The 18,459-nt window shown below is 69.3% G+C and carries 13 protein-coding genes; 6 read left to right on the top strand and 7 right to left on the bottom strand.

All coding sequences use genetic code 11. The annotated features are described in order from the left end of the window. The first annotated feature begins 1 nt into the window (after position 1). The 6 genes from ACLQ24_RS17770 to ACLQ24_RS17745 all read left to right on the top strand — a co-directional run bounded on the left by ACLQ24_RS17770 (position 2) and on the right by ACLQ24_RS17745 (position 5,271). A complete protein-coding gene (locus ACLQ24_RS17770; RefSeq protein ID WP_425892844.1) occupies positions 2–1,534 on the top strand; it encodes a VWA domain-containing protein in 1,533 nt (510 codons plus the stop codon). 225 nt (positions 1,535–1,759) lie between these two features. Beyond that, entirely contained in the window at positions 1,760–2,437 is a 678-nt protein-coding gene (locus ACLQ24_RS17765) for a hypothetical protein (protein WP_425892843.1), read from the top strand. Beyond that, positions 2,434–2,976, top strand: a complete 543-nt coding sequence (locus ACLQ24_RS17760; RefSeq protein WP_425892842.1) for a hypothetical protein — start codon at positions 2,434–2,436, stop codon at positions 2,974–2,976. The genes ACLQ24_RS17765 and ACLQ24_RS17760 overlap by 4 nt, the downstream gene beginning before the upstream one ends. Positions 2,977–3,073: 97 nt before the next feature. After that, positions 3,074–3,466, top strand: a complete 393-nt coding sequence (locus ACLQ24_RS17755; RefSeq protein WP_425892841.1) for a hypothetical protein — start codon at positions 3,074–3,076, stop codon at positions 3,464–3,466. After that, positions 3,459–3,920: a DUF4262 domain-containing protein gene (locus ACLQ24_RS17750; protein ID WP_425892840.1), complete on the top strand. Its 462-nt coding sequence runs from the start codon at positions 3,459–3,461 to the stop codon at positions 3,918–3,920. The genes ACLQ24_RS17755 and ACLQ24_RS17750 overlap by 8 nt, the downstream gene beginning before the upstream one ends. Positions 3,921–4,302: 382 nt before the next feature. Continuing rightward, the gene (locus tag ACLQ24_RS17745) at positions 4,303–5,271 is read left to right on the top strand and encodes a restriction endonuclease (protein WP_425892839.1); all 969 of its coding nucleotides are present in this window, start codon (positions 4,303–4,305) and stop codon (positions 5,269–5,271) included. 84 nt (positions 5,272–5,355) lie between these two features. Here the strand turns inward: ACLQ24_RS17745 and ACLQ24_RS17740 are convergent, their stop codons facing one another. From ACLQ24_RS17740 to ACLQ24_RS17710, 7 genes are all read right to left on the bottom strand, one after another. Continuing rightward, positions 5,356–6,432: a DUF2637 domain-containing protein gene (locus ACLQ24_RS17740; RefSeq protein ID WP_425892838.1), complete on the bottom strand. Its 1,077-nt coding sequence runs from the start codon at positions 6,430–6,432 to the stop codon at positions 5,356–5,358. An 89-nt stretch (positions 6,433–6,521) separates the two neighbouring features. After that, a complete protein-coding gene (locus ACLQ24_RS17735; protein ID WP_425892837.1) occupies positions 6,522–9,566 on the bottom strand; it encodes a BTAD domain-containing putative transcriptional regulator in 3,045 nt (1,014 codons plus the stop codon). A gap of 801 nt (positions 9,567–10,367) precedes the next feature. Next, on the bottom strand, positions 10,368–11,003 hold the full coding sequence (locus tag ACLQ24_RS17730) for a hypothetical protein (protein WP_425892836.1): 636 nt from the start codon (positions 11,001–11,003) through the stop codon (positions 10,368–10,370). Between the two features lie 241 nt (positions 11,004–11,244). After that, positions 11,245–13,344, bottom strand: a complete 2,100-nt coding sequence (locus ACLQ24_RS17725) for a hypothetical protein (RefSeq protein ID WP_425892835.1) — start codon at positions 13,342–13,344, stop codon at positions 11,245–11,247. 1 nt (position 13,345) lies between these two features. Beyond that, positions 13,346–14,992, bottom strand: a complete 1,647-nt coding sequence (locus ACLQ24_RS17720) for an Hsp70 family protein (protein ID WP_425892834.1) — start codon at positions 14,990–14,992, stop codon at positions 13,346–13,348. A gap of 330 nt (positions 14,993–15,322) precedes the next feature. Next, complete coding sequence (locus ACLQ24_RS17715) at positions 15,323–15,670, bottom strand: hypothetical protein (protein ID WP_425892833.1); 348 nt, start codon at positions 15,668–15,670, stop codon at positions 15,323–15,325. A 1,064-nt stretch (positions 15,671–16,734) separates the two neighbouring features. Beyond that, entirely contained in the window at positions 16,735–18,369 is a 1,635-nt protein-coding gene (locus ACLQ24_RS17710) for an AIPR family protein (RefSeq protein ID WP_425892832.1), read from the bottom strand. Positions 18,370–18,459: the final 90 nt, after the last annotated feature.

Raw genomic sequence — 18,459 nt, 5'->3', positions numbered from 1 at the left:
GCTGACCGGCCGTACCGACCTCACCGTCCTCGTCGCCCCCGGCGCCGCCGGGGACGCACCCGAGTGCTTCTACCCCGACCTCCACCGGATCGAGGTCGACGCCACCTACATCGCCGCCAGCCCCGACGTCACCGACCCGGCCAAGGCCCGACACAAGCGGATCGTGCCCACCGGCTACGGGCTACTCGTGCACGGCGCCGCGCACGCCGCGCACAGCCGCTGGGCCACCCCGCCCGGCACCCCGCCGATCCTCGCCGCTGTCGCCGACATGCTGGAGGAATCCCGGGCCGAAGGACGCCAACGCGCCCGCCGCCGCGGCGACCGCCGCTGGCTGCGCCACGTCGTGACAACCCTCCTGCACCCCGACGACGCGGCCGTCGACGACGCGTGGCACGCCGGTCAACTCGCCGCCCTGCTCCTGGCCCGCGTCGACGCCCGCATCGTCACCAGCAAAGACGTCCGCCCCGTCCGGGCCGCCGTCACCGGCGTCCTCGGACGCACACGCCTGCGGCAACTGCGGGACATCTGGCGCGAAGCCCACACCTGCGACGACACCGACGCCGACACCATGATCTGCCTGGCCCGGCGGTGGTGTCAGGTCCTCGGCATCGACCCCGACCAGCAGTACGACACTCCCGTACCGGACGCCGGTCTGTTCCCCGGCCGCCTCGCCGCGGCCCTGGTCGACTATCTCGCCGTCGCCGCCGGCGTCACCCCGGCCGAGTACGCCGCGGCGCTGCTGGCCCACCGGCACAGCCCACCAGCGGAGTGGGACCGCATCGACCCGACCGAGCAGGAACACCGCGCTGCCCGCGACCTCGCCAACCGGCTGCGCCAGGCCCGCACACGTCACCCCGAACCCGGCCGGCGCCCCTCGGCGATCCCACCTGGGCGGCTGCGCACCCGCCAGGCCATCACCGCCGAAGCGCAGACCGCCGCCGGGCAAATGCCGACCGCCGCCCCGTGGCAGCAACGGGCGCAACTGCCTCCGGAGAAACCGCGCCTGCACCTGGCGATCCTGGTCGACCTGTCCGGGTCGATGAGCCGCTACACCGAGGCGATGTCGTCCGCCGCGTGGATCTTCGCCACCGCGGCACGTCGCGCCGAGGCGACGACCACCACCATCGGTTTCGGCGACCGCACCAGCGTCCTGGTGCCCCCACGCACCTACCCCAGGCAGGTGCTGCACATGCGCGCCGGGCTGGCCACCGCCACCTTTCCGCAAGCGGTCAAGGTCGCCGACCAACTCCTCGACCTGCGCCACGGCCGCACCCTGCGGATGCTCGCAGTCGTCTCCGACGGCTACCTCGACGACATTCCCGCCGGCCAACAACTCGTCACCACCCTGCACCGCGCCGGCTGCGCCGTGCTGTGGCTCCACCCCGCCGACCCGCCCACCGACGGCGAACCGACCGACCCGGACCAAATCTGGGGGCACACCTTCACCCACGCCACCACCCTGACCGTCACCGACCCGACCGAGGCCATCGCGGCGATCGCCGACGCCGCCGTCACCGCACTCACCCAGGCCTGAACCCGGGCTGAGCGGGCCCCGATCCGGCAGCCAACCAATCCCACTCCGCGCCGCGGCGCTGCGCCGGCTGCGGCCCGCGCAGCGCCGCACGCTGGGATCCACGACATACCAGGGCCTGGAATGCAGGGCCGCCACAGGCGGCCCACTCGCATCTCGCAGAGGGCCGATGCCGAACGGCCTCGCTGCTGCCCCGCGACTTGACCATCCCGCGCCATCGAAGCGTGCATGAATCGCGTCCTGACCGACCTCGAGTCCGGAAGCGGTACGACGCTGCCCAGCAAGGAGTTCCTCATGCGTTACGGCACCGACGACGAACACCCCTTCGACACCGACAACCGCGCCTGGCGGCGCCTGCGCGACGTCACCAGCGAACACTTCGACGCCATGACCTGGAACCGGGACCCGGACGGACGGCCGGTCCTGCTCACCCTGCGCGACATGCGCACCGGAGACACGGTCACCCTCGCCGTCCTCGACTCCCTGGAGATCCGCGACCCGCACGCCCTGCTCGCGGTCCACACCAACGGCGAACTCAGCGCCCACGGCCCCACCAGCGGCACCGAAGCAGCCCACTCCCACGCCACCACGCTCGCGCTCAACAGCACCACCCTCGCCGTGACCAGGCCCGTACCGCTACACGACCCCGCCGTCACGGATCTACCCGACGCCAGTTGGGTCGACCTACCACCCGACCTCGCCCCGATCCTGCGGCCGGCCCTCGACGACGCCCGCACCGCCGTTCTCGTGCTGCTCGACCGCACCGAAGGCTCGCTCGCCGCCATCGGCCCGTTCCCCAACCACGCCGCCGCCGACACGTGGCGACCCGCCGACGGACCCGGCCACACCGCCGACCGGCTCACCGTGCCCCTGCACCCGATCACCATCGAGCAGGCCCAACCGTGACCAGCACCCGACCGCTGGCACACCCCGCCTCCTCACCCATCGTGGCCATCGACGTCGACGGAGTCCTCAACCCCGCCAACCCCGCCCGCGCCGAGACACTCGGCTACCGGCCACACCGCTACGACGGGCCCGCCCCCGACGGTCGGCACGTCACCGGCACCGTCTGGCTGCACCCCGACCACGGGCCCTGGCTGCGGGAACTCGCCGAGGACGCCCAACCGGTGTGGTGCACCAGCTGGAACCACCTCGCCGCCGCATGGATCGCGCCACGGCTCGGCCTACCGGCCACCTGGCCGCACGTACCCGTCCACGCCGGCGGGATCCGCTTCGGCCACCAGAACAAACTCAGCCCCCTGTACGCCTGGGCCGCGCGGCGGCCACTCGCCGTCCTCGACGACGAGTTCGGCGGCAAGGACCCCACCACCGCAGACCAACGCACCGCCAGCGGCGCACCCACCCTGCTCCACCCGCTCGACCCGTACCACGGGCTGCGCCGTGCCGACGTCGACACAGTGCTGACCTGGCTGGGTCAGCTCTGACCAGGCCATACCGGCACCGAGGAACTCCGTTCACCCGGATTCGCGGGGCCCGCATCCACGAATGCGGGCCCCGCGCCGCAACGAGATGGAGCTGACTATGGACAACATGTTCGAACCCGCCGACGAACCGGACGCCGACCGGTCACCCCGACTCAACGTCGGCGACCCGGAACTACGCAAGACCCGACGACTCGCCCGCGAGTGCGACACCTGCATCTTCAAGCCCGGCAACCCGATGCACCTCGACCCCGGCCGGCTCAAGCAGATGGTGTCCGAAGCGCGCGGCGACGCCGGCTACATCATCTGCCACTCGACGCTGCCCTACGCCGGCAGTCCGGTCCCGCCCGCGCTCTGCCGTGGTTTCGCCGACCGCTACCGCACCTGGCAACTACAGGTCATGGAACGACTCTGGGGCTTCATCGACATCGAGCCACCCGACCCGGACCCCGCCCGCACCCCCGAATGCCCAGGAGACACCCACCATGCGTGACATCAACGACTTCCTCCGACGCCAAGACCAAATCATCGACACCACCGGCTGGGCCGTCACCCACGTCCTGCCCACCGACGACGACCCCGACACCACCGCCCCGTTCGCCTACACCGTCGGACTCACCGCCCACGACTACCCCGAACTGATCACCGCAGGGCTGCCACCCGAGGTCGCCCACAGCCTCCTCAACGACCTAGCTCACCGGGTCTACGACAAGGCCGAACGGTTCGCCCACGGCCAGCGCATCAGCGATCTCATCGCCGGCTACGACGCCATCATCATCGACGGGCCACCCACCGACGAACTGCTGCCCGCGATGGCGATCAACCGCTACGGCCGCGACCAGATCCGCCTCCAGCAGATGGTGTGGCCCGACCAAGAGGGCCGGTTCCCCTGGGACGACGGGTACAACTCCGACCCGCGGACACAGCCGTTGATCGCCCAGCTGTAACCGAGCAATCGCCGACTGCGGCATGTAGGGATCCGGGCACACCGGGCGCCCGGATCCCGGACACGATCGGACCCACTGTCCCATCGACCGACACCATCCGCGGAGATCAATGCACCGCCGCCCCTCCATGCGATCTGAGCGGATGTGTCGATTTGTGCCGTTTTGCTCGACAAGAAGGCAGCTCATTTTTCGTTGGAGTAACCACTCCAGCCCCTCATTGCGCGATACCGCCGATAACATATCCACGGCGTCGTCCCCCCAGTTCCCGCGCGGCGGGCAATGCCACAGTGCGATACCGATCCGCCAGAGGGGGCGCACAGTTGTCACGTCCGATTTGCCATGGAATCAGCCGGGAGTCGGCTAGCATTGCGAGGGAAGCGTCATGAAGTCTAGCGATTCCTCCGGGGTGCCATTCCGGAAAGGGCGACAGATCGTTCGGCGCACGTTCGAGCATAAAAATCGCTCCGAGGCTGAGCCGGAGAGCAATTCGTTCCGCTCGCTTGCTTCCTCAAGCGGGGCGGTGTACCCGTTCGGAGTCACGAAGAAGCTGTATTCAAACCCGGATGGCGATCCACGCGGGCCTTGGAGGAAGGTCGATCTAACCGCTCCCGTTTCCCGGCCTCACCTAACATACCCCATCTTCGGATACCGCCCGCCTTCAGGTAGATCCTGGAGGTACAACGAGGAAAACATGCGAGCTCTAGTCCAAGAAGGGCTCATTCTGCGATCACCTCAAGGACGGCCATTCTTAAAGAGACTCTACACGCAGGTGCTCGCTAAAGCTCTTGAAGATTTGACAACTACCGACTACGCACAGAGCTTGCCGATCGACAGGTGGGCCGGGAACCGGGTTGAGATAATCGTTCGCGAGGCAATGTGCAGCTTAGCGAGGCAAGTGGCGCTGAGGCCAGGCGAGTTAGTCAATATCGAATGGCGCGACCTTGAGAGGCTAATGCGCGAAGTGTTTGAGGAGATTGGCTTCGAGACACAGCTCACCAGACCGGCCAAAGATGGCGGGTTTGATCTCAAGTTGCTAAGTAAGCTAGGAGGCGAAGAATTCTCTTGTCTCGTCGAGATCAAGCACTGGAGAACTTCCCGACCGGGCAAGAAGACCTATACAGAATTCGTCGAGGTGGTTGTGAGGGAGGGGACAACGCAGGGCCTCCTACTGTCGACCTCCGGTTTTCGTGACAGCGCACTTAGCGGCCGTCTTGCGGTTGAACACCACCCGGTGCGGTTAGGTACTGCCAATAAGGTTGTTGAGCTCTGCCAAGTCTTCCTTAGTAAGAAGTCTGGTCTCATCGAGCAGGAGCTCTTTCTTCCTCGGCTACTACTGGACGACACTCACTAGTTGTCCGGCGTGGTTCCCGCTCCCGGACGCATTAGTCGAGTGCATTTTGCGATACGCCGACAGGTTGACGCCGCCGCGCGGCGGTCACAAGGTGCCGACGTGTTCGGCGGAACGGCTGGTGTCGTGTCGCTTCGCGGTTCGCGGCGCACGCGGCCAGTACCGACGAACGGTGCGCTCCGACCGGCCGATCCTGGTGGCGATGTCGGCTGGGTGCAGAGACGGGTCTTGGCGGTACCAGTAGGCTACCGCCCCGGCTGTGTCGGACGGCACCTCTGCATTGCTCTTGCCGTCGACGGGGCGCGAGATTTTGTCGATTTCAGCGTCATGGGCGTCGGCAGGAGGATGCGCCGTATCCCGTTCGTGGGAGTCTTCGGTCGGCGCGGCCTGATGGCCGGTAGTACGGGGCTTGCTGCCTCCGGGTCGGTCCGCGTCGAGGTGAGATAAGTCAGTTCCCTGCAACAGCGTCGTGTCCCCGGGCACCAAAGCGTCATCACCGGGCCGGAGATGGTGAGCATCCTTCTGACCGGGTGCTTCGACCGGTCGGGGTTCTGGTGCCACTTCCTCCTTACCGCTCGCACTGGTCAGCGGGTACCTGGCGACCTGCCAAGCCGGATGACGGCCTTCGTCACCGCGGTTCCCGGCCTCTGGCGTCGGCGGTACGTCGTAGCCGCCGTCCGGGTGCGCTGCGTCGACCGGTCCTGAGACGGGAACCCACGTTTCCCGTTCCGGCGGTTCGCCCGTCGACGTCAGCGTCTCGGCTGGCATGGTGGCGGGTTGCTGGCCGCCTGCCGGGTTGACGGAGGGGGTGCGGATCTGGCCCGCGATCTCGACCAGGCTGATGCTGGCCACGACGACCAGCCCGTCGACGGAGATGGGCAGAAGGTAGGAGGCCGCTGCGTCGGTTTCTCCGTATCGGGCGGCGACGCCGACCATGTGCCAGTAACTCACCCAGGCGGCGATGCCGGCGATGCCAGCAGCGGCGATCAGCCGCGCGGCGGCTAAGCCGCGGCGGTCCGCGGGTACTCGGGAGATGAGTTCGACGGTCAGCAGCAGCGCCAGCGGCGGCCATGCGGCGATGACCTGGCTGATCAGGTTCGGCCGGGCGTGCAGGACGTTTGCCGCGATGGACGCGGCGACGCCGAGGGCGAGCACTGCCCGCACGGCCCACCGCAGACGGGTCAAGTGCCGGGAGTCAACCTCGGCTATTCGCGGGCTACGGGCGGAGGTGTGCCGGGGTAGCGGGGTGGCGGTCATGCGGCGGCTCCGTCGCCGGGCCCGGGCGCCGACCGCAGGTCTGGTCGGCGGGCGGGGCGCTGGATCTGAGCGACCATCTGGTCGGCCAGGGCTATGGTGTCGTCGCTGGGTTCGGCGTCGATCTCGCCGAGGGCGCGGGTCAGGGCGCGGCGCAGGCTGCGGATCGCGTCGAGGTGCCCGAGGACTGCGCGGGCGCGCATTGCCTGCTGGTACAGCTCTTCGACGTACGGGTTGTGGCCGATCGCGGCGTCCAGGACGGTGAGTTGCTCGGCGGGGTTGTCGGTGAGGGCGTCGACAAGGGCGAGGTAGGCGTCGAGTGCCTGCTGCCGGACGGCTTCGCGGTAGGGCTCGATCCATTCGTAGTCGGCTCCGTCGGCCAGGTGCCCTCGGTAGCTGTCGACCGCGCGGCGCAGCGCGGCGAGGCGCTCGGCCGGGTCGGTGGCCTGGTTGGCGTCGCGGATCGCGGCGCGCATGCGCCACAGGTCCACGTCGATGGCGTCGCGGTTGAGGACGTACCGCTGGTGGGGGTGGGTGAGGTAGGTGCCGTCTCCCGCGGTGCGGCGCATGATCGTGCGAAGGTCGGACACGTAGGTGTAGAGCCGGCCGGGCGCCTTGTTGGCGGGGGCGTCGGGAAGCAGGTCGTCGAGGATCGCCTCGGCGGTGGCGGACCCGTCGTGGACGGCCAGGTAGACGAGCAGTTCGAGGGATTTCTTGCGTAGTGTCGGCCCGGGCGGCGTATCGATGATGGCGGCGGCGCCGAGCACGGCGACCTGGACCCGACCGTGGCTGGTCTCCTCGCTGCTATGGGCCGCGCCGTCGGTGTCCGGTTCCTCAAAAGGCCGCGTGGTCGCACCGTCGCCGGGAACGCCCGTACCGAGGGCATGGGCGTCGGTGGGCGACGCTGCCTGGGCAGCCTGGGTGTTCTCACCTTCGGCGCGGTCCGGTGTTGTTGCCGGGGCGGCGGTCACAGGTGTCGGGTTGGATGCGGGCAGGTGTTTGCCGTCGCGGAAGGGGTCGACCGCTGGCGTTGACTCGGTGCCGGGAGGGGGTGGCGTGTCTGGTGCGGCTGTGGTGGCTCGGGCGGGTTCGGTTGGGGCGGGTGCCTGCGGCTGGCCGGTGTGGGACTCGGCGAGGGTGACGAGCAGGTCGTTGGTCTCGGAGGGGGTGAGGACGGTCAGCCGGCCGATGTCGGCCGGGCGACCGCCGTGGCGGGAGCCGTCACCGTCGGCGCGGCTGGTGGTGCCGTCCGCGGCGACGACGACGGTGTCGCCGTCGGGCCATGCGCCCAGCAGCAGGCCGTGGATGTCCAGGCGCTGGCCTTGGGCGAGGAGCGCGGCGATGCGGGTGCGCTGGTGGCAAGTGTCAGCGTCGGCCAGTAGCAGGACCGGCGGCATCGGCTCCTCCGCCGGGTCCGCCGCGCGGGCCTCGGCGACGGTGTCGACCTCGTGGGCGTCGACGATGCGGCTGCGGTACAGGGTCTGCGCCTCGAGCAGGTCGAGGGCTTCGTCCAGGCCAGCGGTGACGGTCATCCGCGGCGTGCGGGGCAGCGCGACGGCACCGGCACCCAGTAGCGCCGCCGTGATCGCTGACGGCATGACCAGCCATGTGCGGTCGTCCGGTGCGTCGAGGCCCCCGGCGGCTAGGGCAGCGGCCATGAACCCGCGGGCTGCGGCCTCCGCGCCGGGACCGGTGAGTCCCAAGCCGGCGGGCGGCCAGACCACGGCGAGCGGGTGCGCCAACGACGGCACCAGTGGGCGGGGCCGGCATCTCGCAACGGATGGGGGTGTGCCGGACTCGTCCTTGTCGTCGGCTTCGACCGGGTCAGGGCTGTCGTGGTCATGCCGTTTGGAGTGCTCCACGCTGTCGTCGGTCAGGTCGTTGGTCGCGGGCTGCTCGCCGTTGCGACGGGCGGTGATGGTTCGGCGGCGAATTTGGTTGATCACGGCCGGCATGGGCGCCAGGTCGGGGTCGTCGAGGCGCGGGTCGGTCGAGACAGGGCGGCGCGTGTAGCGGTGTCGGCGGTGTGCCCAGATGAGGGCGACGGCGGCGAGGATGGCGGTGACGAGCCCTGCGTCGAGCCAGCTGCCGGTGTCGAGTGTGACCCCGCGGTCAGGTCGCGAAGGTGGCGTGTCCGGCTCGTCGCTCGCGTCGTGGTGGGTGGGCGTGGTCGAGGCGCGTGAGGTGGATGCCTGGTCGCCGGGCGTGGTGGTGCCTGTGGTTTCGCGTGCGCCTGGTGCGATGCCGTCGTCTCGGTGGTGTGGCGCCGGTGTCGTCGGCTGGGCAGGCGGTGGTGGGGCGGGCGTCGACGGTGGCGCGGTGGGGCCGACTGGTGGTGGCGAGGTGCCCCTGACCGGCGGTTCGGTGGGTGACGTCGGCGATGCGGGCGTGCTGGTGGTGTCGGCGGGTAGTCGCAGGGCCCAGCCGGGGTGGATGAGGTCCGGGTCGCGCAGGGTGCCGCCGACCTGCGGGAAGTGGGTGCCGCGGTTGAGGGTGAAGATCTCCGGCCAGCGGTTAGCGTCGCCGAGGCACCGGTGGGCGATGGCGGACAGGGTGTCGCCGCGTCGCACGGTATAGACGCCGTCCGGCGACCCGGCGTCTTGGGCGGTCGGATGCGGGACAGGTGTGCCGTTCGGCCGCGCCGACTGGTCGTCGTTGATGTCGCCGGCGGTGGTGCTGGGCGGGGCGGCGTGCGCGGCGCCTGCCGCGGTGGTGACGGCGGTGGCGCCCAGCAGTGCGGCGGTGATGCCCTGCACGGGACCAGGGACGTGCAGCGCCGGCACGGCGCTGAGACGACGGGCCACCGCGCTGTAGGCGCGCAGGAGGATGGTGGTGCATAGCAGCAGCCACAGGGCCGCTGCTGCGGCGACGGTGAGTGCCAGGAGGAAGCCGCTGGTCATCGGTTGGGCGACCCACTGCCGGAAGGCGGCCGGTGACGGCAGCGTCGGCGTCCATACGCCGGTGCCAGCAAGGACGACGGGCACGGTCGCCGTACTCAGGATGGATATGGTGATCGCGGCGGTGCTCGTCGATCGGGTTGACACTGGCCCCTCCTCCCTACGGCGGACGCTCTGTCCTGCGGGTGTTCACCCGACGGCAGCGTGGCCTGGCGACGGGTGAGGCGGTTGACGGCGACGCTATGGCCGCCGGGGCGCCGGTGGGAGTCGCTGGTGGCTGACAGCACCTCACAACACCTCACACGACCTCACACGCGCAGGTCAGCGCTGTGGGCCGTAGGACGGTCAGCCCGCGAGGTAGTCGAGGGCTACTCCATGGAAAGGGCTTGCGACCCGGGGCCGGACAGTGCCGGGATGGGCCACTGGGCGATCAGCCACCGCCCGGCAGGAGCCGCTCGGGTCACGGGGGAGGCGAAAGACGACGGCCTGCTGGTCCAAGTTCTGGGCGTGCCCCGAGGCTCGTGCTTGCGTGCGTCAGGGCGGTAGGTCGTACCAGGCGTGACCGTGCTGGATCGACTGCGCGCCACCGGGAGGCGGCGATGTTCCTGGCGACCGCCGTGGTCCGACAGTTGGCGACGGAGGCCCTGACCGGGCTGCGCGATCCGACTGGGCGACCGAGGACTTCCCTGCTGGTGTCGGTGTACTCGCTCAAATGCAGAGACAGGTACGGCTCGACGTACAGAGCTGCAACAAGGGCAGCCGGCGTCCCGGTGACTGGGCCGCCTGACGGCTGTGAAAGTGACCAGACCCGGGTCAGTAACGTTACGAAGGAGCCAGCGTTCAACGCGGCGCACAGCCCGGCGGCGCGACATCCCCGAGCCACCGACAGCGCGTCAAAAGGACTCAGCAGACACCGACGTTCGGTCGGGTCCTCTCCGCAGCCATCCCCTACAGCGCCACGAGGGCGACAACCACTGCGACCCAGGTGCCTATGAGCGCCATCAATGTAAGCCGCAGCATCCGCCGCTCGGACTTACGCGACGCGTCGGCTTCCCCTTTGAAGTGCGACATTTGCTGGACCGCGACGTCGCGGTGTTCGGCAGAAACTCGCACCATCTCCGACATGCGCTCAGAAACCTCCAGCAATGCCTGAAGGGTCTCCTGTGGCGTCTCGTCGATCTCCCACTCTTCGGCTTCGGGCATCTCCAGCACAGGCGGAACAGGGGGACTCACCGGTGCCGCAGCGGTAGGAATTAACTTGGCCTTCGGCGCAGTAAACAGGTTGCCAAGGTTAGGCTTGAGCGCTGCCGCGAGATTCTCACTGATACGGCGGAACTGATCCCCGTACACCGTGTCGACGAAGCTGCCCAGGCTCTTGTTGATGTGGAGCATGGCAGCCTTCGCCGCCTCATGGGCGGGGTGGTCCGGATCAGCTTGAGCTTCCTCGAGCTCATCGAGGGTCAGTTGCATGCCGCGGTCGACGAGCGGGTCCCCGGTGGGCGCATGCTTGATGTCATCGAGATTGATGACCTTGCGCCGATCCTTGTGGGTGTCTGTCGTCGTAGCTTCTTGCTCGTCGCTCATGCCGAAGATGCTCGCATTGTCGAGGACGGGCTCGGCGCACGGATCCGCGATCCGCTCACGCGCCTCCGCTACGCGGCAACCGAAAGTAGTCGGTTCAAGCGGACGTCCTGACGCTGATGTCAGCTCACAAGGCGACCAACGTCGATCAGCCGGCACGTGAATCTCTGTAGGCCAACGTGTACCTGACTCTGCACCCCTGGCCGTACCCCGACAGCTGGGGCCAGCAAGAAGGTAGCGGGCGTCACCGGGTGGGGACGGCGGGCTGATCCATCACGGTGGCTGTCGTGAGGTCGGTGTCGGTGGGGGGAATGCCCGCTGCGGCGAGGCGCCGGGTGTAGCCCTTCCGCAGGACGTCAGCCGCGTCGTGGTCGCCGAGGGTGATGAGTGCGGTGACCGCGCGGGTGTGCAGGTCGGCGTTGTACGGGTCGATGCGGATGCCGGCCTGCAGCCATGCCAGGGCCTGACGGGCGTCAGGGCTGGCGCTGGCGAGAGCCGCGTGTGCGTCGATGACGTGCCGGCGGGTGGCTTCGCGGATCGGGTCGAGCCAGGGCCAGGTCCGTCGGGCGGCGAGGTCAGCGGGGCAGGCGTCGATGACGGCCTTCCAGGTCGTCGCGTCAGCGGCGACGGTGGTGGTGGCGTCACGGACCACGCGGCGGAAGTGCCACAGGTCGACGGTGATGCCGGTGGGGTCGAGCCGGTACCGATCGTCGCTGTGCTCGATGATGCTCACCCCTGCCGTGGACCGGATGGCGGCACGGAGGTCGCTGAGGGTGGTGTAGAGGCGGCCGGTGAGAGAGCGGCGGGGCAGGCCCGGCCAGATGGCTTCGGTCAGCTGCCGGGTGTCGGCGCCGTCGGGGTGGGCGGCGAGGAACACGAGGACTTGGAGCGCAGCGGTACGCCGGATCTCCACAGGGTGGCCGTCCAGCAGCAATGTCGGTTCGCCCAGCACGCGCAGCTGAAGGCGCCGTTTGTCGTTGCCTGAGCGGACGGGGTGGTCCTGGGAGATGGCGTCCCACTGCGGGGACCGGCCCGCCAGGGCGGGGCTGCGCGACGGGCCGGAGGTGCGCGGTTCTGGCGGCGTCGGGTCGGGGTGAGCGATGACGGTGAGCAGGTCGGTGGCCGTGACCTGGGTAAGGACGCACATCCGTGGCCCGGCTGACCCGCTGCCGTCCTGGTGGTGGGTGCGCCCCGACGGGTCGACCTGCCATGTCTGGCCGGCCGGCCACCGTCCAAGCACGGCCACCGCGGCGGAGGCGATGGCCAGACTCACCAGGGTCTCGGCGTTATCCGTCGCGGAAGCCGCATCGACGATGAGGGTTGGTCCGGGTGCGTCGGTGCCCTCCTGCGTGTTCCGGTGTGCCTGGTCTCGTCCGCCCAGGCCACGACCAGGGTGGTTTCCGGAGAAGAACCCCGCTGCCTGCCCGACGTTGTCGATGACGGCCAGTCCCGGCAGGCGCCGGCCCAGCGTTTCGGCGGTGGGGCCGAGCAACCCGGCCAGGACAGGTCGGGTGACGATCACGGACACGGCCGGGTGATGACGCCCAGCTAGGAGGCTGGTGACGAGCAGGCCTCGCGCCGCGTCCTGCGCTCCGGGCCCGGTGAGACCGACCCCAGCTCGGGGGAAAGCCGCGCCAATGGTTGGCCGGTCGAGCGGCGACGAGTCCGTCAAGGCGGCGCCCGGTTCGCTGGGCGGTGGCGTCGGGTCGGCGAGGGCGGCTTGCACGGCCGCCACTGTCGGGGGCAGCGGCGCCAGGTCCGTGTCCTCGCGGCTCGGTCGACCGGGCGGGCGGGGCCGGTAGGAGCGGCGGCGACGTAGCCACACCAGCGCCGCCGCGGCGCTGACCTGCTCCGCCACGTCGCGCGGCAGCCAGCCACCGGTGACGCTGATCCCCGCGTCGGCCAAGACGTCGTCGTCTGGTGGCGTCAGGTTGCCGGCATCATCGAGGGTTCCTGCGGCTACCGGCTGCGTGGGCGGCGGTGGCGGTGCGGTGATCGCGTGGGAGCTGACACCGAATACGGCTGCGCCGGCGATGCCACCGGCGGTGGCTTGCCAGGGTGTCGGCAGCGGCATGCGCCGCAGCCACGACACGGTCGCGCTCAGGCGGGTCAGCACCCGGATCGTGACCGTGTAGGCGAGCAGGAGCCACACCAGCCAGGCCGCGATGGTCAGCGCGGCAGTGAGGCTCTGTTCGGTCAGCGGGTTCTGCACCCACTCCCGCGCCTGCGCTGCGGTCGGCCAACCTTGTATGGGTGCTCCGACCACTGACAGCAGCACTATCGGAGGGCCAGCCAGAAGCGCGAGGACGAACAGCAGCGACGTCAGCTGCCGCGGCCACCGCATGTCACCCGCCTCCACCCGGTGACATGTCCGCCCGAAGCGGGCCCGTGGGCGGTACGGTCGGAGTCGGCGGGGCGGGGCGCAGGACACGGCTCCAGAGCCGAGTAGCCCACCAGGTCGCGACGGCGATGGCGTAGATGACGCCGAGCATCCCGGCGGCCCGTCTACTGACGATCGCCGCGAAGATCACCGCCAGCGGGGCGGCGAGGATGAGGCGGAACATCAGGGGCGTCACCACCGCCATGACCACGGCGACGCCGAGGAAGAGACCGCCGACGCGGCCGGCGATGTCGATCCACAGGATCCGATCTGGCCACCGGTCGGCGGTCAGGGAGTACTGGATCAACCCCATCCCGAGCGTGGCGGCGACGATGGATCCGGTCGGCGCGGCCAGCAACGCCGACCAGCCGCCGTGCGGGGCACGCCACTGCCGGGCGGCGACGATCGCCATCGCCACGGCCATCACCGACACCGGCGCGATCGGCCACAGCGCCCACTTCAGGTACGGGCCGACGGGCATACCGAAGTATTGGCTGGTGACCACCGCGTACAGGCCAGCGATCGCCGCGCCGAGGGACACCGCGGCGAGGATCCCGACGCTGACCCTTCCCCCTTCGGTTCGGGTGCCGGGGGTGGGACTGCGGGCGGCGATCAGCGAACCGAGGACCGTGCCCGCGGCCAGGCACGCCAGCAGGGCCATCACGGCCGCCATCGTGAACTCGCCCCAGTTCACACTCACCGAGTAGTACACACCGAGCGTCCCGTGCCGCTCAGCGGTCAGGAGACACTGCCAGATCAGAGCCAACGACGCGAAGCCGGGCACCGCAATCGCCGCCGCCCGACGCACGGGCGGCACCGGCACCTCCACCCGCTCGACCGCGCCGGCATCGACGGCGCCGACGTCCGCGGCACCCCGGACCGCGACCAACCCGGGCTCGGGCATGACCGTGGGGATGGCACCCGTGTGCTCAGCGATCACCGTCGCCAGCTGCGGCAACTGGGCGCTGCCGCCAACACAGTAGACACCAGCGAGGTCGGCGACAGTCAGCTCAGCGGCGGCGACCGCCTCCTGGGTCAACTGCGCAACGCGCCACGCCACCGGCCGGACGGCCTCGTCGAGCATCGCGCTGTTCGCGACCACCGGTGGCCGGTCCGGAAGCGGAACCGTGACAGCCGGATGGCTCACCAATGCTTCCTTGGCCACCCGAACGCTGTCCGTCACCGACGCGCGCGACGCGCCCTCACCCGCTCCCATCGAAGCGCCGATGAGGGCGTCGGCGAGCCCTTGATCGACTGCCGCGCCGCCAGCAGCCGAGTCGGCGAGGGTCGCGAGAACCTCGAACCCGGCCGGCCCTCGGCGGAGCACCGTCACCTCCGCGCCCGCGCCAACGTCACACACGACAATGAACGCACCGACCGGCACCTGCACACCAGTGGCCAGCAGATACTCCGCGACCGCCACAGGGGCCTCCACCAGACGCGGCTGCGGCAACCCCGCTCGGTGCGCGACCTGCCGCATCCAGGTCCGCCGCCGAGGCCCCCACCCCGCCGGCACCACCACCCGCACATCCCGCACCGGCTGACCAACGACCCGCTCGGCTTCAGCCGCGACCCTGCGCAGCGGCGACGCCGCCACCTCCAGCGCATCCACACCAGCGTCACCCGCCGTCGCATCCTCAACCGGATGGCGCGGCCCCGGAATGAACGCTCCATGCTGATCCCGTGCGGGCTGCCCCGCCGGCGCCGCCTGCCCGTTAGCGGGCACGTACGGCGCGCTGGGCAGGTGCGGAGCCCCGTCGAACGACAACACGTGCGCGCTGCCGTCGGCCCACGCCAGGACGGCTTGGGTGCCGGCACTGCCACAATCGATCGACAACCGCGCTTCCCCCGCCCCCATGCCCATAGTCAAACATGAGGATCAGATTCACGTCACCTGTCAATCACTCACGGCCAGCAGAGGTCATCTGGAACCGCACCAGCGTTACCGTCCACCGAACCGCCAAGGGACCTCATCGAGGAAATCCTCGTGCTGGGCCGCCTCCCACGCCTGCATGCTCGGATACCGGTCGCCGCAGTACCGCCGCCGCAGATGCTCGGTAAACCGCTCGCGCTCCTGGCCGTCCGCCAGCAAGAGCCCGCGATCATCAGCGCCTGCCTGAAGCAGGCAACTACCGTCCGGATTCACCGTCATGGTGATCTCGCCCTGTCGCGACACGGAAACACCGGCCGCGAGGTACGCGAAGTAGACGTACCGATAGTCGAACTCGTTGTGATGGCGGTGTATCCAGCTCAACCACTGGTCCACCTCGTCCAAGGTCCACCGGCCCATCGGATACCTCCCCACCACGCGTCGATGAAACAATGTTCGTCGATCTCGGCCGTGAACCCAAGACCACCGGATGTCGGATGCGTCCCGCGTCGCCCGCACCGTGGGCCGGCATACCCGCCCTACCACAGATGCGCCTGAGCGCCGCGTTATCCACAGGCCGCCGAGTTGTCCACAGGCAGGTCTATCGAGGCAACGTGTACGACGCGGTTGCTGATGAGGTGATCCCGGGCGTCATCGGGGCCGCTGCCGGCTCCGCCGAGAGGACAAGAGCATGACCATGCGCGGCAGACGTGGTGCCCCTCGATCGAAAAGGGCCGAAGGGTCTGGAACACCTTGCTCGGCTCGCTGGCGTGGTCACCGCAGTCGCAAGCCTCATCCCGGCTGTGGGCTGATGACGGCGATCGGGTTCACGATCGGCGGCTGGTGATGCCCGCGGTGGAGGTCTGGTTCCCGATGGCGGTCCGGTCGACGGCCGGTTCGCACCGGTCGAGATTGGTGAGGAAGCAGCACGGCTACAGGCGGGTGCCGCTCCTGCAGGTCGGCTACCACATCGGTACGGCAGACCATCCGACGAGTCGGTCGAGCACCGGTGTGTCCGCGACGGCGCCCAGAGTTGTCCGCCGGCGTACCGGCAACGGCGGCTGGCCATCCAGTGGCGACCGTGCGTTCGCGCCGGCCCTGCTAAACGACGCCTGCAACGTCCGCAACATGGTGGCGCACGGACTCGCCCACGACACCGGCCCCGCCGAGGCCGCCCTGGCGATCCGGGCTCGCGCTCTACTGCTCCGGCTCACCGCCGGGCCCACCTGGCCAAGCGTGACGCCGCGATGGTTCCGCTCCGCGCTTGCCACCCCCAGCGGCGCTGCGCCCCGCCGCTCGTGGCGCCGGCGCCACGGCGCGGCCTTCTTGGCTGCCCGTACGAACTATCCGGTGAGCAGCCGATGCGGTGGCAAGCAAGCCGCCACGACCGGCAGGTAGGCCTCTTCGAGGACGAGTCTGCGCCGATGCAACTTCCTCGTTAGCCCCCAGGCTTGCCCAGCTCGCTCGACTCTGACCAGTGATGCCTATGGCGCCACAGCTAGGGCGGCGAGGTCGCGTGGCGGCTTCCACGCGACCTGCTGGACGCTGCGCCAACACGCCTCCTTCTTGCACCACTCTGTGATGTTCGCCGAGTCGGGTGGGTCGATGACGACCTGGCGAACGAGCTCGGTGACGTTCGGGATCGCCGCGGCTACCGAGCTAGGCAGACCCTGTAGGCGCCACACTAGGTCCAGGTCGATACCCCCACCGAGCCGCTCCAAGATGAGGGCCATGACGTACGCGGCGGTCTGACCGGGGTAACCGCCCAGCTTCATACCCAAGACACGCAAGCGGATCCGTTGGAAGAGGATGCCCTTGGCGATGAGATGTTGGAAGTATCCGACGCTCGGCTCGTCCCGCTCGTCGAGGTTGCACTGCAGGGTCCACTCGTGGAAGCACTTCTCGGCACCGAGGCTGACCGTGTGAGGTTGCCGTAAGTAGGCCATCTCGTACTTGGCAGCGTCGGTCTTGCCGAAACGCTGGGCCGGGGGATGCTCCTGCTCGAACCTACCCAGCTGGCCCCTTCCGCGCAGCCTGCTGCGCTCTACCTGGTACTGGCCCCGGACGCGTTCGTAGTACCAGCGGGTCTGGCGGGTGGAGCCTCCGACCGCCGGTGCCCACACCGCTCGGGAGACGCGTTCGAGACCTACGTGGAAGGCACCATTGGCCTCGAAATCCGCGGGCCGGATGGCGTTCTGCGAGTTGGCGTAACGCGATATACGCGGCACCAGTTCGTCGAGCATGTCGGCCGGCACAACCGTGATCTTCGCCATGACGTGGACGTCGCTCAGGTCCGCCTTGAGCGTGGCCGCGTGGTGTAGTGAAGCAGTGGTCTGACCGCCGTTGACGATCTGCAAGTCGTGCAGCCGTGTGAGCACGGTGGCTCCGTCGACCGTTCGGACCGCGACGTCGGTGGCGGTGGCCGAAATGCCGTTGTTGTAGGCCAAGAAGCGGCCGGGGGCCGTACGGAGGGTCGTGTGGATCTCCTTGTTCACGCGTCCGCGCGCCTGCAGGTAGGCGCGGACGTTGCGCTGCAGCAGTCGGCCGCTGTGTTGCTCGTAGAGATCGGCCAGCAGCTGCCCTGGCAGTACGGCGAGCAGGCACCGATAACCATCAGACTGCTTCGGTGACTCCAGTACCGGCACCACCTCGCCCATCGCCTCAAGGTCGATGACGATTTCCTCCTGCACACGTCCCGAGGTTGCCAGCCGGTGCAGCCGGGTAATGTCCCAGACGTCGTACGTGGCGGGTAGTCCAGCTACTGTTCCCGCATCGAGGCGGTCGAGCGTGGTGCGCCCGTCGGTGACGAGCAGTATCCGAACTTTACGAAGCTGTTGCCACTCGGCGTGGATCCTCTGCGCCATGTCGTACGCGGGTGAGGACTCCTCCATCCGCCGGTGCAGGCCGTCGCGGCAGGCCTCGGCGAACGCGGCAGCACGGCGGAAGAGCTGATCGACCTGGCTTCTGGTGACTGTCGTGGCTCCCCGATCGGTCGCCCTGGTCACCAGATCGAGAACCGAGCCATCCTGGCCGATGTGGTACCCGGCGATCTCGAGCGACGGGCGGCCCGTCTGCCGCAAGTAGCAGACGTGCAGATCCTCCAGTGCGCCGTCGGCCATCAGTCGCTCGCCAACCACGCGTACGAACATGTCACCGTTCATGCTCTCGGGTTCGAGGGCCAGCCGCTGGTTGACCTCGACCCGAAGGTC

The sequence above is a fragment of the Micromonospora sp. DT4 genome, assembly GCF_049841675.1.
In the GTDB taxonomy this organism is placed as follows: Bacteria; Actinomycetota; Actinomycetes; order Mycobacteriales; family Micromonosporaceae; genus Micromonospora.
Note: the sequence above shows the minus strand (reverse complement) of the source record. Positions and strands in the feature narration are given on the sequence as shown.